Annotated in this window: 28 protein-coding genes and 1 tRNA gene; 9 read left to right on the forward strand and 20 right to left on the reverse strand. The window is 33.6% G+C overall.

What is annotated here, in order from left to right; genetic code table 11:
• Positions 1–203: 203 nt before the first annotated feature.
• Positions 204–285, reverse strand: a tRNA-Leu gene (locus J3495_RS15690).
• Positions 286–442: 157 nt separating this feature from the next.
• Between J3495_RS15690 and J3495_RS15695 the strand changes: the two genes are divergently transcribed.
• Positions 443–1831, forward strand: coding sequence for a dipeptidase (locus tag J3495_RS15695; RefSeq protein ID WP_210667487.1), 1389 nt, complete (start codon positions 443–445; stop codon positions 1829–1831).
• A gap of 362 nt (positions 1832–2193) precedes the next feature.
• Positions 2194–2544 carry a hypothetical protein gene (locus tag J3495_RS15700; RefSeq protein ID WP_236025485.1) on the forward strand — a complete coding sequence of 117 codons (351 nt, stop codon included), beginning with the start codon at positions 2194–2196 and terminating at the stop codon, positions 2542–2544.
• 104 nt (positions 2545–2648) lie between these two features.
• On the opposite strand, the gene J3495_RS15705 is transcribed toward J3495_RS15700, so the two are convergent.
• Positions 2649–4013: a saccharopine dehydrogenase family protein gene (locus J3495_RS15705; protein WP_210667489.1), complete on the reverse strand. Its 1365-nt coding sequence runs from the start codon at positions 4011–4013 to the stop codon at positions 2649–2651.
• A gap of 188 nt (positions 4014–4201) precedes the next feature.
• Between J3495_RS15705 and J3495_RS15710 the strand changes: the two genes are divergently transcribed.
• Both J3495_RS15710 and pckA read left to right on the forward strand, forming a co-directional pair.
• The gene (locus J3495_RS15710; protein WP_210667490.1) at positions 4202–4588 is read left to right on the forward strand and encodes a DUF423 domain-containing protein; all 387 of its coding nucleotides are present in this window, start codon (positions 4202–4204) and stop codon (positions 4586–4588) included.
• 204 nt (positions 4589–4792) lie between these two features.
• The gene (pckA, locus tag J3495_RS15715; RefSeq protein WP_210667491.1) at positions 4793–6397 is read left to right on the forward strand and encodes a phosphoenolpyruvate carboxykinase (ATP); all 1605 of its coding nucleotides are present in this window, start codon (positions 4793–4795) and stop codon (positions 6395–6397) included.
• A gap of 255 nt (positions 6398–6652) precedes the next feature.
• On the opposite strand, the gene J3495_RS15720 is transcribed toward pckA, so the two are convergent.
• Positions 6653–7711, reverse strand: a complete 1059-nt coding sequence (locus J3495_RS15720) for a phytase (protein ID WP_210667492.1) — start codon at positions 7709–7711, stop codon at positions 6653–6655.
• Positions 7712–7786: 75 nt separating this feature from the next.
• Positions 7787–10597, reverse strand: a complete 2811-nt coding sequence (locus J3495_RS15725; protein WP_210667493.1) for a TonB-dependent receptor — start codon at positions 10595–10597, stop codon at positions 7787–7789.
• 261 nt (positions 10598–10858) lie between these two features.
• Between J3495_RS15725 and J3495_RS15730 the strand changes: the two genes are divergently transcribed.
• Positions 10859–11959, forward strand: a complete 1101-nt coding sequence (locus J3495_RS15730) for a DUF4407 domain-containing protein (RefSeq protein WP_210667494.1) — start codon at positions 10859–10861, stop codon at positions 11957–11959.
• A 103-nt stretch (positions 11960–12062) separates the two neighbouring features.
• Here J3495_RS15730 and J3495_RS15735 read toward each other — a convergent pair whose 3' ends face one another.
• From J3495_RS15735 to ruvC, 9 genes are all read right to left on the reverse strand, one after another.
• Entirely contained in the window at positions 12063–12785 is a 723-nt protein-coding gene (locus J3495_RS15735; protein WP_210667495.1) for a PH domain-containing protein, read from the reverse strand.
• 72 nt (positions 12786–12857) lie between these two features.
• Positions 12858–13229, reverse strand: a complete 372-nt coding sequence (locus J3495_RS15740; RefSeq protein ID WP_210667496.1) for an MmcQ/YjbR family DNA-binding protein — start codon at positions 13227–13229, stop codon at positions 12858–12860.
• An 8-nt stretch (positions 13230–13237) separates the two neighbouring features.
• The gene (locus J3495_RS15745; RefSeq protein WP_210667497.1) at positions 13238–13588 is read right to left on the reverse strand and encodes a DUF4260 domain-containing protein; all 351 of its coding nucleotides are present in this window, start codon (positions 13586–13588) and stop codon (positions 13238–13240) included.
• A complete protein-coding gene (locus J3495_RS15750) occupies positions 13585–13986 on the reverse strand; it encodes a GNAT family N-acetyltransferase (protein ID WP_210667498.1) in 402 nt (133 codons plus the stop codon). The genes J3495_RS15745 and J3495_RS15750 overlap by 4 nt, the downstream gene beginning before the upstream one ends.
• A gap of 53 nt (positions 13987–14039) precedes the next feature.
• Positions 14040–14819 carry a cyclase family protein gene (locus J3495_RS15755; protein ID WP_210667499.1) on the reverse strand — a complete coding sequence of 260 codons (780 nt, stop codon included), beginning with the start codon at positions 14817–14819 and terminating at the stop codon, positions 14040–14042.
• Positions 14820–14869: 50 nt separating this feature from the next.
• Positions 14870–15247, reverse strand: a complete 378-nt coding sequence (locus J3495_RS15760; protein ID WP_210667500.1) for a GxxExxY protein — start codon at positions 15245–15247, stop codon at positions 14870–14872.
• 120 nt (positions 15248–15367) lie between these two features.
• Complete coding sequence (gene hemW, locus J3495_RS15765; protein ID WP_210667501.1) at positions 15368–16501, reverse strand: radical SAM family heme chaperone HemW; 1134 nt, start codon at positions 16499–16501, stop codon at positions 15368–15370.
• A 108-nt stretch (positions 16502–16609) separates the two neighbouring features.
• Positions 16610–16987, reverse strand: coding sequence for a four helix bundle protein (locus J3495_RS15770; protein ID WP_210667502.1), 378 nt, complete (start codon positions 16985–16987; stop codon positions 16610–16612).
• Between the two features lie 105 nt (positions 16988–17092).
• On the reverse strand, positions 17093–17647 hold the full coding sequence (gene ruvC, locus J3495_RS15775; protein ID WP_210667503.1) for a crossover junction endodeoxyribonuclease RuvC: 555 nt from the start codon (positions 17645–17647) through the stop codon (positions 17093–17095).
• A gap of 95 nt (positions 17648–17742) precedes the next feature.
• Between ruvC and J3495_RS15780 the strand changes: the two genes are divergently transcribed.
• Positions 17743–18687, forward strand: coding sequence for a lysylphosphatidylglycerol synthase domain-containing protein (locus tag J3495_RS15780; RefSeq protein WP_210667504.1), 945 nt, complete (start codon positions 17743–17745; stop codon positions 18685–18687).
• Positions 18684–19787 carry a glycosyltransferase family 2 protein gene (locus tag J3495_RS15785; RefSeq protein WP_210667505.1) on the forward strand — a complete coding sequence of 368 codons (1104 nt, stop codon included), beginning with the start codon at positions 18684–18686 and terminating at the stop codon, positions 19785–19787. The genes J3495_RS15780 and J3495_RS15785 overlap by 4 nt, the downstream gene beginning before the upstream one ends.
• 26 nt (positions 19788–19813) lie before the next feature.
• Here J3495_RS15785 and J3495_RS15790 read toward each other — a convergent pair whose 3' ends face one another.
• Together J3495_RS15790 and J3495_RS15795 are read right to left on the reverse strand one after the other, a co-directional pair.
• The gene (locus J3495_RS15790; RefSeq protein ID WP_210667506.1) at positions 19814–20293 is read right to left on the reverse strand and encodes a hypothetical protein; all 480 of its coding nucleotides are present in this window, start codon (positions 20291–20293) and stop codon (positions 19814–19816) included.
• 44 nt (positions 20294–20337) lie between these two features.
• On the reverse strand, positions 20338–20727 hold the full coding sequence (locus J3495_RS15795; RefSeq protein ID WP_210667507.1) for a hypothetical protein: 390 nt from the start codon (positions 20725–20727) through the stop codon (positions 20338–20340).
• Positions 20728–20778: 51 nt separating this feature from the next.
• Here J3495_RS15795 and J3495_RS15800 point away from each other — a divergent pair, with 51 nt between their 5' ends.
• A complete protein-coding gene (locus tag J3495_RS15800; protein ID WP_210667508.1) occupies positions 20779–21279 on the forward strand; it encodes a DUF456 domain-containing protein in 501 nt (166 codons plus the stop codon).
• 262 nt (positions 21280–21541) lie between these two features.
• Positions 21542–22138 carry a DUF937 domain-containing protein gene (locus J3495_RS15805; protein WP_210667509.1) on the forward strand — a complete coding sequence of 199 codons (597 nt, stop codon included), beginning with the start codon at positions 21542–21544 and terminating at the stop codon, positions 22136–22138.
• Between the two features lie 78 nt (positions 22139–22216).
• Here J3495_RS15805 and J3495_RS15810 read toward each other — a convergent pair whose 3' ends face one another.
• The 5 genes from J3495_RS15810 to J3495_RS15830 form a co-directional block, all read right to left on the reverse strand.
• Positions 22217–23125, reverse strand: coding sequence for a pseudouridine synthase (locus tag J3495_RS15810; RefSeq protein WP_210667510.1), 909 nt, complete (start codon positions 23123–23125; stop codon positions 22217–22219).
• Positions 23126–23398: 273 nt separating this feature from the next.
• Positions 23399–24352: a geranylgeranylglycerol-phosphate geranylgeranyltransferase gene (locus J3495_RS15815; RefSeq protein WP_210667511.1), complete on the reverse strand. Its 954-nt coding sequence runs from the start codon at positions 24350–24352 to the stop codon at positions 23399–23401.
• 289 nt (positions 24353–24641) lie between these two features.
• Positions 24642–25580: a mevalonate kinase family protein gene (locus J3495_RS15820; protein ID WP_210667512.1), complete on the reverse strand. Its 939-nt coding sequence runs from the start codon at positions 25578–25580 to the stop codon at positions 24642–24644.
• Between the two features lie 2 nt (positions 25581–25582).
• Complete coding sequence (locus tag J3495_RS15825) at positions 25583–25864, reverse strand: type II toxin-antitoxin system RelE/ParE family toxin (protein ID WP_236025486.1); 282 nt, start codon at positions 25862–25864, stop codon at positions 25583–25585.
• Between the two features lie 7 nt (positions 25865–25871).
• Positions 25872–26105, reverse strand: a complete 234-nt coding sequence (locus tag J3495_RS15830; protein WP_210667513.1) for a hypothetical protein — start codon at positions 26103–26105, stop codon at positions 25872–25874.
• Positions 26106–26127: the final 22 nt, after the last annotated feature.

Genomic DNA, 26127 nt, shown 5'->3' on the forward strand with positions numbered 1-26127 from the left:
AGTCTACTAGTATCTCAGGCAGTAACAACTTAAGGATATCGATAAAAGAATCTTGCATTAGGGTATAATTTGAAAATACAAATATCTAGATTTTAATATTTCCCCACAACAATATGTGTTGATCCATGTTTTATGTATCGCTATTTCTGGAAAGACATATAGTAAAACAAAAAAGCTTCTGATTTCTCAGAAGCTTTTTTCAGTGCGGATAATAGGACTCGAACCTACACGCCTTGCGGCACCAGATCCTAAGTCTGGCATGTCTACCAATTTCACCATATCCGCTCAATTAATTCACTTGGCTCTTGTTGTAAAGAGGAGTTCATTGAACTAGTGTTTGTGGGTGCAAAGATAATCATAAGTTCTAATTTTCAAAGCAATTTCTGAAAAAAATATTAATTCTCTTTTTTGTATTTTTGAGACACTATAAAAAATCATTTAAATGGAAGATATAAAAGCTTACGTTCAACAACATAAAGATCGGTTTATCAACGAATTGATCGAATTATTAAAGATTCCTTCGGTAAGTGCAGATACTGCCTATTCGCAAGATGTTATCGATACAGCCGACGCTGTAAAAGAAAGTTTATCAAAAGCAGGATGCGATTTTGTCGAAATTTGCGATACTCCGGGCTATCCAATTGTTTATGGGGAGAAAATTATCGACCCTAATTTGCCTACTGTTTTGGTATATGGGCATTATGATGTGCAACCGCCGGATCCGATGGAATTATGGACATCGCCTCCGTTTGAACCCGTGATCAAAAAAACCGAAATTCATCCCGAAGGAGCCATTTTTGCCCGCGGAGCGTGCGATGACAAAGGTCAGATGTACATGCATGTAAAAGCATTAGAATATATGGTGCAAAACAATACGCTGCCTTGCAATGTAAAGTTTATGATTGAAGGAGAAGAAGAAGTTGGCTCTAAAAGTTTGGGCTGGTTTGTAGAACGCAATCACGAAAAATTAAAAAATGATGTGATTTTGATTTCAGATACCGGAATGATTTCCAACCAACAACCTTCTATCACTACAGGATTACGTGGTTTGAGTTATGTTGAGGTTGAAGTTACAGGTCCAAATCGCGACTTGCATTCAGGATTATACGGTGGCGCAGTGGCAAACCCGATCAATATTCTGGCAAAAATGATCGCTTCGCTTCATGACGAGAACAATCATATTACGATTCCAGGATTCTATGATAAAGTTGAAGAATTATCGCTGGAAGAAAGAGCCGAAATGGCAAAAGCACCTTTTAGTTTAGAAAAATATAAAAAAGCACTGGACTTAAACGATGTTTATGGCGAAAAAGGCTATGTAACCAACGAACGCAACTCAATTCGTCCTACATTAGATGTAAACGGAATCTGGGGCGGATATCAAGGCGAAGGAGCCAAAACGGTTATTGCAAGCAAAGCTTTCGCAAAAATCTCCATGCGTTTGGTTCCCAACCAGGACTGGGAAGAAATCACCGAACTTTTTGTTAAACATTTTACCAGTATTGCCCCAGCGGGAGTTACTGTAAAAGTAACACCGCATCATGGTGGTCAGGGTTACGTGACCCCAATTGATAGTATTGGTTATAAGGCTGCAAACATGGCGTACACCGAAACTTTTGGAGTTCCTGCTATTCCAGTGCGTTCTGGTGGTAGTATTCCAATTGTAGCCTTGTTCGAAAAAGAATTAAAAAGCAAGACAATTTTGATGGGCTTCGGCTTAGATAGCGATGCCATCCACTCGCCAAACGAGCATTTCGGAATCTTCAATTACCTCAAAGGAATCGAAACAATTCCTTTGTTTTACAAGTATTTTGTAGAACTTTCAAAATAGTTTAATTAGAGATAAAACGCAAAATCCGTTCAGCAATGAGCGGATTTTTTTATGGGCGTTCCCCAAGGGTCGGGCTGTCCGCTGTATTCCCAATTAACAAAAACTACGGCAAAAAAGCCTTGTTTTTCTAAATCGGGAGATGCCGCTCCCATCCCTAACGCAATTCTCGTTAGTCAGAAATCTTCGTATTTCAATTGTCACCTGAATAATAATTTCTATGAAGTATTTTTTCTTACATTTTAAAATTTAAAGGCTACGTTTGCAGTACAAAAACTCAAACAAAAACAAATATGCGTCAATTTTATATAATATTATTTTGTGGAATATTAATTTCAGGATGCAAAAGCAAACCAATCAATCGGATGGTTGACAAGAAGAAAGAAGGAATCTGGATAGAAAATTATGAACAGGATAGTGTCATTTACAAATCGGTTGAGCAATACAAAAATGATCAGCCCGTAAAAAAGTGGAAAACGTATATTAACGGAACAATTTATAAAACCGAAAAATACAAAAATGGAATTTGTACCGTAAAAAATTACTACAAAAACGGAAAGCTTCAATCAAAAGGAAAAACGAAAGTTGAAATCGATTCTTTAGAAACGCATTGGTTTTATTTCGGAGAGTGGAAATTTTATTCAGACAAAGGAAGATTAACAGACATAAGAAAATACAATCATGGCCAACTGATTTCAGAGCAAGAAATTAAATAAGCAAGTATTGAGACAAAACATAAAAAAAAACCGCTTCTTTAAGGAAGCGGATAACAATTAAAAACTAAAAAAAATTTAAATAAAAATTAAAAAAAAAGGTAAGACTAAAATAAGTCCGGATTGTATCCAAAATAAGGCATGGTTTGCTCGTTAAAAACAACACCATATTCTTCTAACTCCTCCAGAATTGGCAGATAAACTTCTCTGTTTATAGGGAGTTGCACTCCGGGAGTTGTAATTTTTTCATTCAAAATCAATAAAGTGGCAATAGCAACGGGCAATCCCACTGTTTTGGCCATTGCAGTGTAGGTTTGATCGTCTCCGATACAAACCATTTTCGAATCAATTTGTGATTTCACACCGTTTAGTTCGTAACCAAATTTATGATACATCACAATCATGTCTTTGTCTTCGGGCTCCAATGTCCAACTGTCAGAAAGTATTTTTTCTAAAATTTGAGCAGGTGTAGCATTAGGCAAATTCACTTTTTTATCTGCATTAAATAAATCCAATTCCAGAAGTTTGTCCCACATAATATCATCCTGATCAATTTTCAACAATAATCGTGTTTTTATCTCGGCAGAATCGGTTGGGTGATAAGGTAAAAATGAATTTATAAATTGGCGGTAACTCATGTTTTCAGAACCTTCCATAATGTAGCTGTCGTCTGTCATACCCAATTGCACAAACATATTCCATGCTTTAGAGAAGCCAACTCTACGTATTGTTCCGCGGTACAAAGTCAAGATATTGTCTAAACCGTAAATGGATCTGTATTTAAGAGAATCTCGGTTGGAGTAAGCTTCAAACTTGCCGTAACCTTCTACTTCTAGAAACTCAGTTCTGCGAAATAAAGCGCCATACGGAATGTATTTATAAGTGCCCTCCTGGATAAACTTTGCTGCGCCACCTTGTCCAGCCAGAACAACATTTCTGGGTGCCCAAGTAAATTTGTAATTCCATAAATTATTATCCGACTCAGGAGCTACTAATCCGCCGCAAAATGATTCAAAAAGGAGCATTTTACCTCCTTTTGCTCTAATCTCGTCAATCACTTTCATGGCACTCATGTGGTCAATTCCGGGATCGAGGCCAATTTCGTTCATAAAGATCAAATTGTTCTTTTTTGCCTCTTCATCCAATGCCTGCATGGCGTCGCTAATGTATGATGCGGTAACAAGGTGTTTTTTAAATTCTAGACAATCCTTGGCAATTTCGATATGCAAATGAGCAGGAAGCATCGATATTACTATAGTTGCTTTCTCTATCGCAGCTTTTCGTTCTTCAACATCAAAAATATCTAAGGCAATAGGAGTTGCGTTAGGATGATGCTGCGTCTTTTTTTGGGCCAAAGCCAAAGACAAATCTGCTACAATAAGATGTAGATTTTCTTTTTCAGATTTTGAAAGTAAATATCGAATCAATGAGGAAGCTGATCTTCCTGCACCTATTATTAAAATGCGTCTCATTTTTTATATTTATAACACAAATATATTAAAATGTTACAAACATAACAATTGAAATAATAATAAAATTAATTTTTTTCAAATAAAGCATCTTAAAATATAATTTCAATTTTTTGATAGATTTTTTTAAAACAGAATGTAATTTTGAGACTATTAAGGTACTTTTGCTTAAAACCTGAAAACCATATAATATGAAAAGACGAATAGTTTTGACTGGTGCTTTTTTAGGAATGTTGTCCATTATTCTTGGAGCATTTGGAGCACATTTACTAAAAAAATGGCTCTCTATCGAGCAATTAAATACTTTTGAAGTGGGTGTTCGTTATCAGATGTATCATGCTTTTTTTCTGTTTTTTCTGTCTACCAGAAAAGAAATTGCGCTAAATGTTTTGAAAACAATCTCCAATTTAGTTGTTGGTGGAGTAATTCTTTTCAGTGGTTCAATTTATCTACTAGCCACAAATCACCTTACTGTTTTTGATTTTAAAATTATCGGATTCGCAACACCTTTAGGAGGTTTGCTATTAATTGTTGCTTGGGGCTATTTATTCTTTACTATTTTGAGGCAAAAATCATAAAATACCGAATAAAAAATTCTATCTAAAAATTAATCTTTAATTTTGTCATAAATAAATAACATATAATCTTGCTTATGTGAGTTTTTGCTATTTTGTATCAGTTTTAATAAAAAATATAACAACCCCAGAAAGTTTGAATTTTCATACTTATAAAAAGGTAATATTATATTTGTGCACTAAATACCAACACACAACAACAAATTTATGGACACAAACACACTTTTCTCGCAATCGATTTCGTTAAAAGAATTAGGAATTGAAAATGCAACAGTTCGTTATCAATTATCTGCAGACGAATTGCATGCGATTACTTTGCAATCAGGCCAAGGTGTTGAGAGCTCGACAGGAGCATTAGCAATTAATACGGGTGAATTTACAGGGCGTTCTCCTCAAGATCGTTTTATCGTAAAAGACAGTATTACAGAGAATCAAGTTTGGTGGGGAAATGTAAACATCCCTTTTGAATCGGAAGCGTTTGAAAAATTATATAATAAAGTAACACAGTTTTTATCCAATAAAGAAGTTTTTGTACGTGACTCTTATGTTTGTTCGGATAAAAATTACCGATTAAATGTTCGCGTAGTAACAGAAACAGCTTGGTCAAACTTATTTTGTTACAATATGTTTTTAAGACCTGAGGTTTCTGAGTTGGCAAATTTTACTCCGGAATGGACGGTAATTTGTGCGCCAAGTTTTATGGCCGTTCCTGAAATTGACGGAACACGCCAGCCTAATTTTGCTATTTTAGATTTTACCAAAAAAGTAGCACTTATTGGCGGAACAGGATATACCGGAGAAATGAAAAAAGGCATTTTTTCTGCCTTGAATTTTATTTTACCAGTTTTTGAAAATACTTTACCAATGCATTGCAGTGCCAATGTGGGAGAAGCAGGAGATACGGCTATTTTCTTTGGATTATCAGGAACTGGAAAAACAACGTTGTCAGCTGATCCTGATCGTAAATTAATTGGAGATGATGAGCATGGTTGGACAAGCGAAAACACTGTTTTTAACTTTGAAGGAGGCTGTTACGCAAAAGTGATTAATTTATCAGAAGAAAATGAGCCGGATATTTTTAGAGCCATCAAAAAAGGAGCTCTTTTAGAAAATGTGGTTTTTAAAGCAGGAACAAACGAAGTAGATTTTGATGATGTTTCCATCACACAAAACACTCGTGTGAGCTATCCAATTTCGCACATCGATAATATCCAACCTGGTTCTATAGGTCACAATCCTAAAAATATATTTTTCTTGACGGCAGACTCGTTTGGAATTTTGCCTCCAATTTCAAAATTAACCCCAGGTCAGGCAGCTTACCACTTTATCTCAGGATATACGGCAAAAGTTGCAGGTACAGAAGCCGGAGTTACAGAACCGCAACCTAATTTTTCAGCATGTTTTGGAGCGCCTTTTATGCCGCTGCATCCAACGCGCTACGCAGAAATGTTAACCAAAAAAATGAAAGACGCTGACGTAAAAGTTTGGTTAATCAATACTGGCTGGACAGGTGGTGCATACGGAACAGGAAGCCGTATGAAACTAAAATATACCCGTGCGATGATTACCGCTGCATTAAAAGGAGAACTAGACAATGTAGCTTATGAGAATCACGCTGTGTTTGGAATCGCAAAACCACAATCTTGCCCGAATGTTCCGAGCGAGATTTTGAATCCGAGAAATACTTGGGAAGATCCTGAGTTATATGATAAAAAAGCAATCGAATTAGCGCAGAAATTCAAAGCTAATTTTGCCAAATTTGAAGAGTTTGCCAATGCCGAGATTTTGGCAGGTGCTCCCATTACAGAATAAGGAAATTACTAATTCAAACTAAAAAAGCTGTTCGTCATGAACAGCTTTTTTTGCTTTTGTCATCCTAAGAAATTCCGGGGTTTCGGAGTAGAATGCGCAGAGTCATAAGTTGCTTCGACTCTACTCAGTATGACAAGATTTTTTTTAGTTGTATATTTTGATGAATAACCAAATGATTCAATTTTTTTGAATAAAAGGGTTCAATTATAAACAACTAAAAATTATGATTGATTGTGATTGATTCTGATTGAAAATTTATTTTTTTCTTTGTTCATCAATACTTTTCTGAATCAAATTCCATGTATAATAATGAAAAGTCATTCCGTTGCTCATTGCTACAAAAAGGCCATTTTTATAGTTTTTCCCTAAATTTACATTTGTTACATCGGCACCGTCACACTCTATTGTCGAAGTCGGAATCTCAGCCAATAAAGGATAATTGTTTGGATTTCCGTTTGCACCTTCTCTAGGATACACCATAAAAGTATTGGCTTGCTGATTTGATACTAAAATATAACCGGTAGAATCTGTTTTTTTGTAAATGGCTATGCCTTCATTATCCGCTTTAAAATCCGTTTTGCCAAAAAGCGCTACTTCTTTATTATCGTTCAAAGCTGGATCTGCTTTATATTTTCTTATACCAAATTGTTCATCGCAATAATAAATCATTCCCAATTCGTTGTCGACGGCAATAGCTTCAATTTCTTTTTTACCGCTGTAAAAACCAAATTTTCGTACCACTTTTGCAGTTGCCCATTTTCCTGAACCAGAGAGTTCGTATTGCCATAAATAACTTCCGGAAGGCCCTGATTTTCTTCCCACAATGGCAAAAATCTTTTTGTCACTTGAGCGTGTGTACAGGGCAATACCCATTGGGTCACGCAATTTTTCTGTTTCAAAAACAGGAATTCCGCCGTTGTCAATTGCTTTCAAATCGGGTAAACTAAAAACTCTTATTTTATTGCTTTCGCGTTCTGTTGTTACAGCAACGTCTACTTTTTTTCCATCAATTACTAAACCATAAGCGATATCAACATTGTTGGGGCGTTTTAAAACTTCCGATTTTGCTACAATTTTACCTTTTAAATCAAAAGCATATAATCCTCCGTCTGTATCTTTATCAGTTCCAACAATAATGCTTTTAGTGGCATCTGTTGGATGTATCCAAATAGAAGGGTCATCGGTATCATGTGGCAAAGCTTCGGTCACAGCCGTTGGTTGTAGTGCATTTTCAGGAATTGGCGCCAATTGGTCTTTACAAGCAATTAATAAAACGCTCGAAAGAAAAATTATAACTGTATTTTGGTATTTCATTTTGAATTTATTTTTAATAAAATTAGACAGGATGTTACCATTCTGTCTAATTTATGAATTTTTAAATAGATTTTATTATAAGTCAAGTTTCAAACCAAAATTATAACGAGCCTGATAATATTCTACTTGTTTTGTGTGCGATTCAACTCCTTGGTAATAACGCAACGGTTGATTCGTCAGGTTATTAGCTTCGGCAAAAACACGAAGTTTTGGCGTTATTTTGTAAGAAGCATTTGCATCTAAGAAAAACTGTTTGTCATAATAACTATCATTATACGCTTCTGAACCTAATTCGTCTAAATAATCAGAGGTAAAGTTGGTCGAAATTCTCGCTGAAAAACGTTTGTTTTCCCATGATAGCGAGCCGTTAAACATGTGTGGCGTTGTACCAGGAAGGCTTATGTTGTTTCTTTCGTTTCCATCTTCATCGGCAATTCCTTTTGCTTTAGATTCAGTATATGTATAATTCAAATAAATACCAAAACCTTTTAAAAATTTTCCAGGTAAGAAATCTAACTGACGTTGAAATGCTACTTCAAAACCATAAGCATCTACTTTGTCTCCATTTCTAGATTGAATAAATTCCCAGTTTTCTCCTGCCGGAATTGGGTTGGCCTGATTAGGAAAATCAGCAGCAAATTTTTCTGCCGAATATTGGCCATCGCTGTAAGTGTAGATAAAATCATTTAATTTTTTATAGAAAAAACCTCCGGAAATAAGTCCTACTGATTTGAAATAATTTTCGGCCATAAAATCATAATTGTACGAGTAAGTGGCGTCAAGCTCTGGGTTTCCAGCTGTGATTTCTTTATCAGAAGCAATATTGTTTACGTACGGAGCCAGTGCATAATAGTTTGGTCGAGCCAAAGCAGTTGTGGCAGCTGCTCTTAAAACTAAATCTTTGGTAGCATTATATTGAAATGAAATACTTGGCAATAAGTTCGTATACGAGTTTGTAGTATTGATTGTACTTTCTAATTCTTCTTCGTCTAAAACACGGTTTCCAGTGTAATCAATGTTTGTGCTTTCTAAGCGGAAACCCAAAACCATTGATAACTTATCATTAAAATCCTGATCCCATCTTACGTAAGCAGCATAAATATTTTCTTTTGCGGTATAATTTACGGCCAAATATTCTGATGGATCTGTTTCTTTATCAAATAATGAAGCGTTATTCAAATCAAGATTTCCTAAGAAATTCGCCGAAGCAAAATTTCCTGCGATATATTTGCTTCCAGGATTAAAGTTTTTTCCATCAAAATAACTAGTTGGAATTTCAGATAACAATCCCATTCCATCATTGATTGGCTCGTAAGAATAGAAAACATTATTTCTTTCTTTTTCTTTCATTCTAAGTCTAAGACCTGTTCTAAGTCTTCCTTTTTCAGAAGGAATAATAGAAAAAGGGAAACGAATATTGACTTTTGCACCAAATTCACTTTCGCTCGTATCATCTGTATTTTCAGAAACAGAGTTAAATTCTAATTCATCTAAAGCTTCTCCAACTGATGTTACCAAAGGAAATTTATTTTCGGAGAAATCCTGATTAATTACTAGTCCTTCCTGACGGTATTCTATGTAACGTTCTCCTGGTCGATATTCGCGGGCTTTTGCATAATTTGCCGACCAATCAAGATCTAATTTTGAGTTGATTAAATGTTCTCCGCGAAGCGAATAATTTTGCACGCGCTGGTCTTCGAGACGTCTGCTTTTATTACGACTATTGTCAACGCCACCTTTGGTTTCGCGTTTTACACGACCTTCAAAACCCGTAATTTCTTCACCATTATAAATTGCTTCAATATCATCGTACGTCGTTCTAAAACGATTTTCTCTATCGTCTCTCCAATTGTAAATTGCATTGGCAAAAAGGCTGTTATTTTCGTCAAATTTATAATCTAAAGCGATAGATCCACTGCGGCGAATGCGTTGCACATCATATTTTCTAATTTCGGCAGCTTGCAAAAATTCATTCCCAAATTCATCCTTTACCCATTCGTTCTCAACGTTGTCAGAGCCGTAATCTACATTATTATAAGAACCACTAAAAACGAATCCAAATTTGTTGTCAAAAAAACGATTTCCATATACTAAACCTGCAGTATAAGAAGGATTTTCTCGAATTGGTAAGTAACCACCAGCAAGAGTTGCCGAGATTCTTTCTCCGTTTGGGGTCGCTCTTGTTACCAAATTTACAGATCCTCCGATAGCATCAGCATCCATATCAGAAGTTAATGTTTTATTGACTTCGATCGTTGAAATCATATCAGATGGAATCAAATCCATTTGTACGTTTCTGTTATCACCTTCCGCAGACGGAATTCGATCGCCATTAAGAGTTACGGAGTTTAGTGACGGTGCTAAACCTCTGATAATAATATTTCGAGCCTCACCCTGATCATTTTGCATTGTGATACCCGGAACACGTTTTAGGGCATCCCCAACATTAGCATCAGGAAAGCGACCTACTTGATCAGACGAAATCACATTTCCAATGTTTTTGCTGTTTTTTTGTTGATTTAATGCTTTTGCCTGACCTTTTAAAATGTCTCCAACGATCACCTCATTCAATTCGGTTCCTGAAGTTTTTAGCGAAAAGTCCAGAACATTATTTTTACCTTCTTCAACAGTAATGTCATGCATTAAGGAAGTATAACCAATATATTTTATTTGTACTTGGTAAGTTCCAGGATTGATGTTAAGTAGCTCAAAACGGCCATTATAATCGGAAACGGTGTATTTGTTTTCACCAACAATTTGAATCATGGCTCCAGGCAAAGGAAGTTTGTCATCTGCATCTAAAACTTTTCCTGAAATTATGGCTTTTTGCGCATAGCTTGAAAGTGCCAATGAAAGGAAGATAACCAATAGATAAATTTTTTTCATTTTTTTATTTGATTTTGACGCAAAACTATAGCCTTAATATTATTAAACTTTGTAAAAAAAATTAACAGATTGTTATGATTGGAGGAGTAAAAACAAAATGAATTAATCTTTAAATAACATGAAAATCATAAAAGAATAATCTGCAATTAAAAACAAATCAACTATTTAGGTCAGAATTGAAATTTTGGCGCTAAATTTGCCTTATCACACGAGCCCTTAGGGCGAACTGACGAAGTAATCATCAATCAAAAATCATCAATCATGTTAAAACAATTTTTTATCCTGTGTTCTGGAGCCGATAAGGATCTCCTCGAGGGTTGTTCAGATGGCGAACAAACCAAATATGTTGGTATTGGAGCAACCGTTTTTTTTACTGCGGTTATGGCTTTTTTGGCCGGTACTTATGCTCTTTTTACCGTTTTCGACTCTATTTATCCGGCTTTAATTTTTGGATTTGTTTGGAGTTTACTCATCTTTAATTTAGATCGATTTATTGTTGCTACTATCAAAAAAAGAGATCGTTTTTCAGACGAATTTCTTCAGGCGACTCCTCGTATTGCTTTGGCAATTATCATTGCTATTGTGATCTCAAAACCTTTAGAAATTAAAATTTTCGAAAAAGAAATCAACACTGTTTTATTGAAGGAAAAAAATGAAATGGAGTTGGCTAATAAAAAGCAAGTAGGCAACTATTTCAAATCAGATTTGGATAAAAATAAAGCCGAAATCGCTGCTTTGAAAAGTGAAATTCTAAAAAAAGAAAAAGAAGTAAACGCTTTGTATGCCACTTACATCACCGAAGCCGAAGGGACTACCGGAACTAAAAAATTAGGGAAAGGTCCTGTTTATAAAGAAAAACGAGAGAAACATGATGCTGCTTTAAAAGAATATGCAACCTTAAAAGCGGCTAACGAAATTAAAATTGCCGAAAAAGAAAAAACAGCCAAGCAATTGCAGGCTGATTTAGACAAAAAAGTAACCCAAACCCAACCTATTATTGAGGGTTTTGATGGTCTAATGGCTAGAATCAATGCTTTGGATAAACTGCCTTGGTTGCCATCATTTTTTATAATGTTATTGTTTTTGGCTATCGAAACTTCTCCAATAATTGCAAAGTTATTAGCGCCAAAAGGCGAATTTGATTTCAAGCAGGAAGAGGCAGAAACAGCTATGAAAGCTACTTTGACACAAAACAAATACCAGCGCGATTTGTTAGTTAAAACCAGTGCGGAGATGCACGACAAAGTTTATGCAGATATTGCTCAGGATAAAAATCTATACGATTTACAACGTAAAAAAGCCATAGAACTTTTAGAATTACAAGCGCATAATTTTGTAGAAAAACAAAAAGCTACGCTTTAGTAGTAAAGTTTGAAATTCATTTAGATTTTATAAAGTCAAAAGCCAGAATAGAAAAATACTATTCTGGCTTTTGACTTTCTGGCTTTCGACTTTATGACTAAAATTACATATAGCTCAATATCTCTTTTTTATAGGTGTCATATTCTCCTTGAAGAATTAAACCGTTGTCTAAAAGTTTTTTATAATTCTGTAATTTGTCAAAAAGTTCTTCTTTTGATAATTCGCTTAATTTACGTTCGCCAGTAGTAGTTTGATTTTGTTGAATCGGCTCGTATGTTTCTGTATAAGAAGGTGTAACAGTAGGCATGATTTCTGCAAAATTTGTTACTTCTTCTGTTTCAATTTCTTCGATGATTTCTTCGGGTTCAAAATTAGTTGCTTCTTCAATAGGTTTTGGAGCTTCAGCAAAAGGAGTTTCGATTATAACTGGATTTTTTAGTAAATCCAATTGTTCTTTGGCGTAAGTATATATTTTTCGAGCTTGAATTTTCGGAATATAATCTATCGAAATCTGTAAATCGGTAGTGGTATTAAACGAAAACTCAGATCCTAAAATATTTTCTTTTACAAAAGCACCAACAATATCATCCCAAGTATAATCTATAAAATCCATTGATAGGCCTAAATTTTTAGGTTTACAAATGATAATCCTTTTGTTTGTCAGTACAATACTATCTGGAAAAACAGTAATGGCAGGCTTTTTTTGAACCGCAATATACCCAATTTCTTCGTTTTTCATCAATAAATCATTGAGTTTAGAAGTGATTTTTTCAATCGCTTTTGGGTCTTGTTCTTCGTTCAGAAATTTTTTAAATTGTTCTTTCATATTTGATAAGTTGCTAAGTTACAAAGTAACTGAGTTGCTAAGTTTTTTTATCCTACGTCGCAAATGTAATGCCTAATTTTCTAATTTAATAATTTCATTCTGAATTTTCTTCGTCAAACTTTTGAAAACCAATTCATACGAGTGATCGATCAATTCTTTGATAAAATTAGTGGGTAGATTTCCGTTGACAGCAATGGTATTCCAATGTACTTTGCTCATGTGAAACCCTGGTTTTATCTCCTCGTATTCAGCTCGTAGCTCCTGAGCCCTTTCCGGATCACACTTCAGGTTTACAGCAGGTTCGTTCTTTTCCCAATTGGATAAAGAAGATAACGCAAACATTTTTCCTCCAACTTTAAAGACTAAAGTATCTTCGTCAAAAGGGAAATGTTCAGAAACTCCTTTTTTTGAAAGACAATATTCATAATAGGTTTCTAAATTCATATCAAATATTATTTACCAATTTCGCCTAAGTGTGTAAATTTAAATCCTTTTCTTAATTTAAGGCCATAGCCAAAAAAACGATCCATTGCAGAATGAGAAAACATTATTATTCCGAGCAATTGAAGTGATAAATTAGCGAAAAAAATTCCCAACAAATATAATAAAATTGCGATGCCTTGATGATGGAACAAGTTATAAGAACAAGCGCCAGTTTTGTTACCAAAAACATATCCTAAAATCGAGATGTCCGGTCCTAAAATTAAAATTAAAAACCACCACCAATCATAGTTTAAGAGGCTAAACAAATAAATTCCGAGTATAAATAAACCTAAGGATTCTAGTTTAATAATGTTTTTCATAGTATTTTCTTTTCCATTAATTTTTCGGGATGCTCAAGTGCTTTGAAGCCAAATTTTTGGTACAGAAAATGAGCATCTGTAGTCGCTAATCTCCAAATTTGTATTTTTTGAAGCTGAGGTTCATTCATCATCTTTTCAATCAAAATCGATGAATACCCTTTTCCACGATGTTGTTCGGTTATAAAAACATCCATTACATAGCCAAAAACCACGTAATCCGTGATCACTCTTGCAAAACCAATTTGTTGGTCGTTCAGATAAATTCCAAAACAAACAGAAGCGTCAATTGTCGTTTGAACCTCTTCGATTGTACGTCCTGCGGCCCAATAAATATCTTTCAAAAAATTTTGAATAAACGGGACATCAAGTTTAGTTTTATCTGTTGAAACGGTAATCATTTTAATTTTAGATTTTAGAGTTCAGATTTTAGATTTTTTCAGCATTGTAGAATCTACAATCTAAAATCTGCAATTTTATATAATATTGGTTTGCTCGGACTCGCATCATTTTCAAACGAAACAATCTGGAGATTTAGTATGTAATTTCCATCTTCAATTTCATCAGGAACAAAAATCATTTCAGTAATTGTTGCGTATAATCGAGCATCAGAATTTAGATGAACCGTATTTGTTACATTCCAAAAAGCTTTATGTGCCAATAATTTACCTTCGTCATGTTCTTTGTCAACACTTGGTAGATCAATTAGCAAATGTTGAATTTTGCTTTCGCGGATGAAAACGGCAGCTTCTTCAGACAAATAGGGCGGATTGGTATGAGAATATTTTCTTGATTTTTTATCTTTTTGGTTCGGAAGTGTTCTAATGATCAAAGCCTCGATTGTCTTTCCTGCTAAAGAGGAAGCGATCGCATTTTTAACCTGAATTTTTGTAATTACCAGATCTTCTCCGATAATTTCAGGTTCAATTGTAATTAATTTTGCAATAAAGAAAAATTGCTTTAGCGATTGATTGATGCTGTAAAAAACATTTGTAATATGTCCTAAGCATTCGGTGTGAGTGCCATGTCCGTGCGGATTAAAAAAAATAGTATTAAAATTGGTCGAAGACTTTCCTTCAGAAACTTTCCCAATCCAATCACCAAAAACGACAGGCTCGATAACTGGTTTTTCGATGTACCAAGCAATCGGATTTTCGTCTGTATTTGTCAATGGAATCGAAATATCAATAGGTTTTGATAAGTCAATTTGAAAATTATGGATTTTTGCTATCATGATTCTAACCGCGAGGTTCGCTAAGGTTTACGCAAAGGGCGCAAAGTTTTTTAAAGATTGTTTACAATTCTTCTAATGCCGTTTTTTATTAAAGCTACATTGAAATTGATCAATAAGCCTAATTTGCAATTTGTTAATTTTAAATAGGTTAATAATTGAGCAAAATGAACTTCATTTAAAGCATCAACAGATTTTATTTCCAAAATTAATTTATTTTCAACTATAATATCTAGTCGATAACCAATATCTAGTTTTACCTCTTCGTAAAATAAAGGTAAAGGTCTTTGTTTTTCAATTTCTAGACCTAACTTTTTCAGTTCATAAAAAAGACATTCTTCATAAGCATTTTCTAGCAGCCCGGGTCCTAAGGATTGATGAACTTTTAAAGCACAATTAAATACAATTCGTGATAATTCATTTTCTGACATGAGTATTAAAAATAAAATTAAACTCAAATCTACGTTTTAAATTTGTTTAATATAAATTTATTCTTACAAATAAAAACTAGCGTTTTTGCGTAAAACTTAGCGAACCTTGCGGTTAAACTCTCATTCCAAATTTAAGTAAAAGAGATCACTTGCGATTCCATCTGTCAAAAATTTTCCTTTTGCAGTAGGTTTCAAAATATTATTTTCAATAAAAACCAATTCATCATCTAAGAATTTTTGAGATTGTTTCTTTAAATAATTCAAATATTCCCAACCAAATTCTTCTTCAATTCGCTGTAAAGAAACCCCCCAAATGGTTCGCAATCCAGTCATAATATATTCGTTATAACGATCGGATTGTGATAGAGTTTCAGTTTCTAAGGGTAAAATACTTTCCTGAATAGATTTTAGATAAAGTGAATTGTTGGCAATATTCCAGCCCCTTTTTTTACCATCATAACTATGTGCCGAAGGGCCAATTCCGATGTATTTTTTTCCCAGCCAATAAGCAGAATTGTTTTTGGAAAAATAATTCTCCTTGCCAAAATTTGATAATTCGTAATGAATAAAATCATTTTTTTGGAGCATTTCAACCAAAATCATAAAATGATTGGATGCCACTTCGTCTTGTGGTTCGGCAATTTTTCCAGTATCGATTAATTTTTTTAAAGCCGTTTTCGGTTCCACAGTCAAAGCATAACTCGAGATGTGCGGAACACCAAAACTTAGCGCTGTTTCAATATTTTGTTTCCACATTTCGTCGCTCATTCCTGGAATCCCGTAAATTAAATCGAGCGAAATATTATCAAAATAACGAGTCGCTTCTTCCAGACATTTTCTGGCTTCCGCCGAATTATGAGCGCGGTTCATCATTTTCAAATCATCTTCAAAAAAAGACTGAATTCCGATGCTCAAACGGTTGATTGGGCTTTCTGACAAAGCAATAATTCGTTCTGAAGACAAATCATCCGGATTGGCTTCGAGTGTAATTTCGGGATTTTCAGCAACTTGATAGTTTGCATAAACTTCGTTAATCAAAAAATTTAATTCTGAAATTTGCAGTACAGACGGCGTTCCACCACCAAAATAGATGGTTTCTACAACGTCATTTTCAAGTTCAATTTTGCGTAGGCGGATTTCTTTGGCCAAAGCCAAAATCATCTCGTCTTTCTTTTTCATCGAAGTAGAAAAATGAAAGTCGCAATAGTGACAAGCCTGCTTGCAAAAAGGAATATGGATGTAGATACCGCTCATGTTTTTTAGTGTTCAGTATTCATTTTTTTAGTGTTCAGTTAGTACTAATATTCGATTTTAAGTAGTCAATTTTTAAATTATTTAAAGCCATTAAATGCTAAAAACGAGTTATTGGTCACTTCTTTTAGCTCCAAATTTTTCGGGATTTAAAAGCATATAATTTATTAATTTCCCTATCTCCAGACTTTCACCAAGAAGTTCCTGATATAAAGTATTGGATATGTAAGTACAAGCAAAGGCGAATTCTAACCAAACTTGTGTTTCGGAATTTTCTCCATCAGAATCAGTTAATTTGCTATAAAAATGTTTTGGATAAATTCTTTTTCTATATGCTTCAGCTATCGTTACGGGTACACTTCTTGATGAGCGTCTAATTTGATCTGTTAAAGAATAAGTTTCTTCTTTTGGAAATGATTTTGTAATCTCGAATATTTTCATCGCTAAAGAAAATGATTTTTTGTATGCTAATAAATCTTGAAATCTCATTGTATTTTTTATATCATAACGGAAAACGTGTCATAAAATTTGAAAAACTTAAAGCGGAACGTTTTACTAAAGGACTGATTACTAAAAAAAACTGACCACTGACTACTATTTCTTAACTCGTTCCTCATTTTGTTTCACAAAAGCATCCCAACCTGTATAACTTTTATCACCTATTACTTTTCCAGAATTAAAAAAATGGCAAACAGCCGCAGCCAAACCATCTGTTGAATCTAGATTTTTAGGCAATTCTTTCAGTCCTAAAAGCTGTTGTAACATTTTGGCAACTTGTTCTTTGCTGGCATTTCCGTTTCCGGTGATGGCCATTTTTATTTTTTTTGGTTCGTATTCCGTAATCGGAATATCTCTGGAAAGTCCCGCCGCCATTGCAACCCCCTGCGCGCGACCCAATTTTAGCATCGATTGTACGTTTTTGCCAAAAAAAGGAGCTTCGATCGCAATTTCGTCAGGATGATGTGTCTCAATTAATTCGATGGTACGTTCAAAAATTATTTTTAGCTTTTGATAATGATTGTCGTATTTAGAAAGTTGCAATTCGTTTAGTTGCAAAAACTCCATTTTTTTATTGATGATTTTTATCAATCCAAAACCCATGATGGTCGTTCCCGGGTCAATGCCTAATATGATGCGTTCTTTTGTCAAGTGATTTTTTATTTCAGGTTTGAAGTTTTTTGAAAAGCAAAAATTCAGTGCTAATTTTCAAATGGCCACATTTTCAAATTGATTACTTTTGCGGCATGATTTTAATTCCTCACAAAGCTAAACAATTCCTCGTTCTTCTAGTCAAACTTTTGATTGTAGGGGGTGCATTTTATTTTATTTACGATCAGTTGGCTCATAATGACAAGCTCGATTGGCAAAAATTTATCACCGTATTTCGTAAAAATCAATCTGTTTTAGGAATTGGATTTATTTTACTTTTAAGTGTTTTGAACCGCTATTTTGAGATTTTAAAGTGGCAAAATTTAGCCAAAGTAATTCATGAGATTTCGCTCGGAGAAGCGACAAAACAAGTGTTGGCGGCTTTAACAGCAGGAATTTTTACGCCAAACGGAGTGGGAGAGTACGCAGGAAAAGCGTTGTACTATCCTAAATCAGAGGTTAAAAAAGTCGTGTTTCTGAATTTAATTTGCAACGGAATTCAGATGATTTTGACGGTGATTTTTGGTCTTTTCGGATTGTTGTATTTTAATTCAAAATATGAAGTCATTACGGCAAAAACAGTTGGAATTTTATTCGCAATTTTTGTTTTCTTTTTTGTGATTTTATTCTTTTTTAAGAAAATTACCATCAAAGGATATTCTATCGAAAAATTGCTTCATAAGATCAATGAGATTCCGAAACCCATTCATCAAAAAAATATTTTTTTAGGTATTTTGCGTTACCTTGTTTTCTCTCATCAGTATTATTTTTTATTTCTGGCTTTTGATGTACAACTGCCTTATTTTACTTTGATTGCTACGATTGCAGTAGTTTATTTTTTAGCTTCTTCATTGCCTACTTTTCAGTTTTTAGATTTTGCTGTAAAAGGAAGTGTGGCTATTTATTTCTTCGGAATTTTAGATGTAAATGAATGGATTGTGGTGTTTATCAGTACACTAATGTGGTTTTTGAATGTAGTTTTACCAGTGATTTTAGGAAGTTATTATGTATTGAATTTTAAAACAAAAACCAGAATATGATTTTTGCTTTATTTGCCATATTAGCCATTTATCTGATCAGTATTAAGATGCTTATTTATGGCTTTTTGAAGGTAAAAAAGCATGAAAAAACAGATTTAAAACCACAAACAAATTTTACCATTATAGTTCCCTTTCGGAATGAAACTGAGAATTTGCCGAAGCTCTTAGAAAGTTTAAATGCGCTTAATTATCCGCATCATTTGTTCGAATTGATTTTGGTTGATGACAGTTCAAAAGAAAAATTTCAAGTTCCAAGTTCTAAATTCCGAGTTACTATTATAGAAAGCATTCGGGTTTCTAATTCTCCAAAAAAGGATGCTATTACCACTGCCATGCAACATGTAAAAACCCAATGGGTGATTACAACCGATGCTGATTGTTTGTTTGGCAAAAATTGGCTTTTGGTTTTTGATAATTATATTCAGGAACATCAGGTTTCGATGTTGGTGGGAGCAGTTTCTTACGAATGTGAAAACTCTTTTTTACATCATTTTCAGCAATTAGATTTCACGAGTTTGCAGGGTGCTACCATTGGAAGTTTTGGTATTCAGAAAGCATTTATGTGCAATGGAGCCAATTTTGCTTATACTAAATCCTTATTCGAAATGCTAAATGGTTTTGAAGGAAATAATAAAATTGCCAGCGGAGATGATGTGTTTTTATTGCAAAAAGCGGTAAACAAATTTTCTGATCAGGTACATTATTTAAAATCTGAGCAAGCAATTGTGATTACAAAACCCAGTGAAAACTGGAAGTCATTGTTTAATCAGCGTGTGCGTTGGGCAGCTAAAACAAGTTCTTATCAAAGTAATTTCGGAAAATTTTTAGGATTAACTGTTTTCTTGACCAACCTCAGTTTTGTAATTGGATTTTTCTTTTTATTGCTCGGAATATGGCCTTGGTTATTTTTTATTTTGTTTGCCTTTTTAAAATTTATAGTTGACTTCGTTTTACTTTACATCACCAATCAATTTTTAACAAAAACAAGTGTAAAAAGTCTGTTATTGAGCAGTTTATTCTATCCTTTTTTTGGTTCTGGCGTTGCTTTTTACAGTTTGTTTGGATCTTACGAATGGAAAGAAAGACGTTTTGAAAAATAATGTTTTAATATAGTCTAAAATTATTGTTATTCTTTCGCTTTTAGAATTACAGGTAAAATAAATTGTGTTTTGACTGGGATTCCACGTTTGATAGCAGGATTTACTTTTGGAAAATCAACCAGACGAGCGTGTAAAATACTATCAATTTTTATTGTGTCATATGCTACAGAATCCTTAGAAAATTGGGGTTCAAATTTCATCGTCGCATCCGGAAATACAGTTACTTTTACCTCTATTGTATCCAGTTCGGGATATAAAATAGATAAAGAATCAATGTCTAATTTTTCTTGAATAAGCTGTGCCATAATTTCAAAAAAACATTCTCTGCGTTTTTGTTTATTACCGATTTTTTCGCAATCTACTACCGATGGGTATTCATCTACTTCTTTCCAGTTAATGGATTTTAATTCTTTTTGAAGTAATTCTTTTTCAGAAGGAACCTGCTTCTCAAAATATTGACAAGAATTAAACAGTAAAAAGGCTAAAAAAAGAGAAAAATGCTTCAAGATTCTGACGTTGTATTGGACTAATTTATGGTATAAAAATACGATTATTTTTTTTGGGATTCTTTGTATTGCAAATAATCTTCGTAGCTTTTTTCGAGCCAGCGTTCTTTGTTTTCTTCGACTACTTGCTTTTGTCCCGGATATAAGATTGCCAAACGATCGTAATACATTGAAATTTGTACCGTATAAGTATAGAAATCAGTCTTTGTCAATACATTCTTTGTGTCATTTCTCTTGTGAAAATAATTCAGAAAAAGTTCTTCAAAATCTTTCATAGAAAAATCCATGACCTTTTCTTTATTTACTTTATAAATACTATCTTGGATAAGTTTATCGTCTGCTGATAATTTTTTGGCTTGACCGTATGCAAGATTACAAACCGCAATAACGATTGCCAGCGAGAGAAAAATAAAAAACAGCTTGATCCTTTGCATATCTCGACATTGTGGGTGATTTGTAAGGACAAATTTACAAAAAAAATAGTTATGGATTTACTTTTATTAACACTAGGTTTTATCTGCATCATTGTTGGAATTTTGGGTAGCTTTCTACCCGTTTTACCGGGATTATCCTCTTGTTGGATAGGTTTATTGTTGCTGTATTTAACAGATGCCGTAAAAAATAATTATTGGGTTTTGGGTATTACCTTTGTAATTATGGTAGTCATTACGATTCTTGATTATGTTATCCCAGCTCAGGGCACAAAGCGTTTTGGAGGTAGTTCTTATGGTGTTTGGGGTACAAATATTGGTTTGATAATCGGAATTATTGCTCCGATACCTTTTGGAGTTATCATTGGTCCGTTTGTGGGGGCTTTAGTCGGCGAATTAATTTTTGATGCTAAAGATCATCGTCGTGCGCTAAAAGCAGCAACCGGTTCTTTGTTGGGCTTTTTAGCTTCCGGATTTGTCAATTTTTTGTTCTGTATCGTTTTTTTAGGTGTTTTTCTTACCATTGTGTGGCAAAACAGAATCCTATTATTTTAAATGTATATCACACTTTTAAGCTTTTTCTTATTTTATACAAAAAATGTTAAATTTTTTTTTCCTTCCATTTGATTTTAAAAGGGTTATGTTTGTTGGTTTGCGCTAATTTTAGAACAAAATAATGTTAAAATTCAGTGTAAAATATTTAACTATTTTTTTGGGATTGTTAATTTATTTTATATTTTTATACGGATAATCGTCAAAAAACCCCGTTTTGTCGATTATTTAGAATAATTTTAAAATAACCAAAAACAATAAAATTATGACTCCCAACCTACAAATTGAACTTAGACGTTTTATTTCTTCTAATGTTGTATCAAAATTGAATAAATTTTATTTTGAAAATGATGCTTTACTCATCAAAGCTATCGATGTTTCACTTGGAACTATTTTGATGGGAATGTATAATAAGATTGATGATGCTACTTTTTTTGATGAAATAATAGAAAAAGTTGATAATTCCAGATTTTATTCAGAGGTTGATTTTGAAGCCGGCAGAATTTTATCAGTCGATGATTGTTATGCAATGGAAGGGAATCCAATTCTAAAACAAACTTTTACCAACAAAAAAGGAAGAATTTCCGAAATGATTTCAAACGAAGTCGGCATTAAAAGCGAAACAGCACGTGAAGTACTTAATTTTTCTGCCTTATTGGTAACTTCTTATCTCAAAAATAATCTTCAATTATTATCTAGTTTAAAATTACTTTTAGAAGATCAAAAAAGAGATATTCTCAACAGTATTCCTCCTGGTATCAAAATTATACTTGGATTTTCTTGTTACGAATCAGTTGAAGAAAAAAATCAAGCCAATTTAGGAAGATCGCTTTTTACTCTTTTTGGACATAATTTCTTTTAGTTTTTAGATTTTCATAGCAATAAAAAAATCCCGCTTTACAAAGTAAAACAGGATTCCTATGTCGAATTTCAAACGGTATTAAACGTTTTTCAAATTGATAATTTCTTGCTCTGTTAAGAATCTCCAATTGCCTCTCGGTAAGTTCTTTTTGGTCAAACCAGCAAATGATACACGGTCGATACGCAGAACATCATAATCAAAATGTTCAAAGATAGCACGAACAACTTTTACGTTTGATGAACGCAATTTAAGACCTACTTCGCTCTTAGCTTCACCATCAATATAGCTTACTTCTTCAACAAATACGCGGTGTCCGTCAAGAACCAAACCTTTGCTGATTTTTTCTAAATCCTCAAATTTTAAGTTTTTATCTAACGAAACCTGATAAATTTTTGAAGATTTTTGACTCGGTAAAGTAAATTTACGAATCATATCGGTATCGTTTGTAAACAACAACAATCCAGTAGTGTTTTTATCCATTCTGCCAATCGGAGCAATTTTTGAAGTCGTAGAACCACGAACTAGTTCTAAAACATTACGAAACTCCTGACCTTCATCAAGCGCTGTGGTAAAGTTTTTAGGTTTGTTCAACAAGATGTATTCTTTCTTTTCCGGAGTCAAAATAGCACCATCAAAATTAATAACATCGGTAAGTTTTACTAAATAACCCATTTCAGTAACCGGAACGCCATTTACTTTTACGTTTCCTGACTGAATGTATATATCGGCATCACGACGCGAGCAAACCCCTGAATTTGAGATGAATTTGTTCAAACGAATCTCGTCTGCAGCTTTTTGTCTTTTTGGAGCCTGATTCTGTTTTTTTAGTTTTTGTGCTGCTTCCTCTTCTGCTGCTTTCACAGCTGGCTTCACTTTTTTCGGCCCTTGAGCACGCTTTTGCATGGCAGGTTTTGGCTTGTTAGAGTTTGATCTAGAGCTATTTGGCCTAGAGCTACCTCCCTTATTATTGCCTTCCTTATTGTTCATAAATTCTGTAATTTGTGCAAAGATAGTTTATTCTTCCCAAATAATCTTAAGTTGATTGTTCTTAGATTAATAGCTACAATTTATTAGTGTTTTAGCAGCCCAACATAAGGCTTTTTTTCAGGCAATTATCCCGCTTTTGTTCCAATCTTTTGTGTTTGCCGATCGCCATCGGCAAACACAAAAGGATTTCCTCGTCAATCGGGGCTAGAGAACAGCATTTGGCTTTTTTTAAACATTGTTCAAAGAAAAATATGTTAAAATTGATTTGTTTTTTTACTTTAAAAGCAAGTTTTTACCATGCCACAAAACACTAGGATTAATCAAAACAATACAAAAAACACCCGAAACAATTAAGAATTTCAAGACGTTGTGAAGCACTAAGTATTGCCTCTTAGAGTTTGATTTCCATAGATATAACAAGAAAAAAATCATTACAGTAAAACAAATATAAAAGTAGAGATCCATAAAACCCACATCATAAATGTTAATCAAAACATATACAGGAAAGGTCGTAAGAATCGTCAAGAAAGTAATCATTTGTTTAGAAACGGCCTCACCATATAAAATCGGAATCGTTTTGTAATTATTTACTAAATCGCCTTTTAGATTCTCTAAATCTTTTATCATTTCGCGAATCAACAATAAAAGAAATAAGAAAACAGCATGCGCAGAAATCACCGCAAAATGACTTCTGTGATTTTCGATTTCTTCAAACGAAATTTTATTGTAAAAATATAGCAAAATGGCAAAAAAAGGAACAACCGCAAGCAAAGAAGCAGTCAAATTGCCTATAATAACATGTTTTTTTATTTTATGCGAGTAAAACCATATCAGGAAAATATAAGCAGAAAAGAATAAAAAAGCACGCCAAGAAACAATCAGTGCCATGAGAGCCGCGATAAAATTTAAGGTAAAATAAACCGAAAGTTTTGTTTTTTGGCTCACCAATCTGTCCAACATCGACTTATTGGGCCTGTTGATTAAGTCCTTCTGACTGTCGTAAAAATTATTGATAATATAACCCGAAGCAATCGTAATTGCTGATGCAAAAACAATCAAAAATAAATTAAAATCCAGTAAAATATCCAATGCTCTTTTTTCTGGAGCCAGTATAAAAATAGCAGATAAATACTGTGCCAGTACAATAATCGGAATGTTGTAGCCTCTTACCACAGAGAACAAACTAACAATTTTCATTACTAAAAGTTTGTGCTGTCTGCTTAACATTTTTTGATCGTGATTATAATTAGTGTGCCGAAATTTAAAAGTTATTTATTTTAAAATATATCAAAAGCAATTTTTTTAACATGACTTTACAATCAGATCATAATTCCTAAATATGCTTCAAACTTTTTTCCATAGAATCATAGAGAACCTAAGAGCATTAAAAAAAAGCAATAAATAATTAGGATTATTTTCCCAGACTTTCACTTAAACGTTAATTGTTATCCAATTATTTTTTTCAATAAAAATAAAATAACGACAGAAACGTAAAAAAAGATTTTTTGAATCCTTTTTAGAACTGATAAACCACTTCTAATTTGTAGTCTTTCAAGGACATTTTGGCACGTTCTAAATCTTCTGTAAAACCAAGTATGTAACCACCACCGCCAGAACCGCAAAGTTTTAGGTAATAATCGTTGGTGTCGATTCCGTTTTGCCAAATTCCGTGAAATTGCTCAGGGATCATCGGTTTAAAATTATTCAGAACTACTTTTGAAAGTTTTTTGGTATTGGTAAATAGAGACTTCATGTCGCCATGTAAAAAGTTCTCTACGCAGGCATCAGTATATTTTACAAACTGGTTTTTAAGCATCGCACGGAAACCTTTGTCTTTCAGGTTTTCCATAAAAATGTTGACCATCGGAGCCGTTTCGCCTACAATTCCGGAATCTAATAAAAACACAGCACCTTTTCCGTCAAAACTCTGAGTCGGAATACCGGTTGCTTCAATATTGTCTTTAGAATTAATTAAAATTGGAATGCTTAAATAGCTGTTTAAAGGATCTAAACCAGAACTTTTTCCGTGGAAAAAACTCTCCATTTGAGAGAAAATAGTTTTGAGTTGCAACAATTTCTCACGAGTTAAATTCTCTAAAACGGTGATTTTATCAACAGCATACTTGTCGTAAATAGCAGCAACCAATGCGCCACTACTGCCAACTCCATATCCTTGTGGAATACTCGAGTCAAAATACATCCCTGTTTCAACATCGTTTTTTAAAGTCACCAAATCAAAAGCAACCAAATCAGATTGTTCAGATTGTAGCTTTTCAAGGTAAATTGCAAATCTTTTTAAACTTGCATTGGATGCAATAGCTTCTGCAGAAGGATTTTCGTCTTTCTTTAGAGCACCATTGTAAAAATTATAAGGAATAGAAAGTCCTTTTGAGTCACGGATGATTCCGTATTCTCCAAAAAGTAATATTTTTGAGTAAAATAATGGTCCTTTCATATTTATTTAATGTCTTTCTTTATATTATTTGGGTCTTGTCGTGTGTCAAAAACAGAGATAATCGTTATTTCTTTATCATTAAAAACATAGTAAAACGTCGTTTGTTTGGTCACAACACATTTTCTAACTGTTTTATTTCTTTCGCTGCACGGAAAACTTTCAGGATGCAGAAGAATGGTTGAAATTGAATTATGAGATATTTTTAAAAAATTATTTTTTATTTTTTCTGACCAATTATCTTCTAAATAAATTAAAATCATTTCGAAAGATTCTTCCGCTTTCAAAGTAAATTTAACTTTTCTCAACGTAGTGGTGTCTTTCTAAGATCGATTCGTAACTTACAACTTCTCCTCTTTCAACTTGCTTAATTCCAAGCTCAATTTCCTCTTTTTGTTGTTGAGTCAATTCATCCCACCAATCTTTTTTCTGTTTCTTAAAAATCTTCCTAATAGACTTAATTATCGCTGGATCTTGCGTTTCAGCTAACATCTTTATCAACTCGAGTTTTTCTAATTGAATGTCCATAACCTAAATTTTTATTAAAGAT

This window comes from Flavobacterium geliluteum, assembly GCF_017948595.1.
Classification (GTDB): Bacteria; Bacteroidota; Bacteroidia; order Flavobacteriales; family Flavobacteriaceae; genus Flavobacterium; species Flavobacterium flavipigmentatum.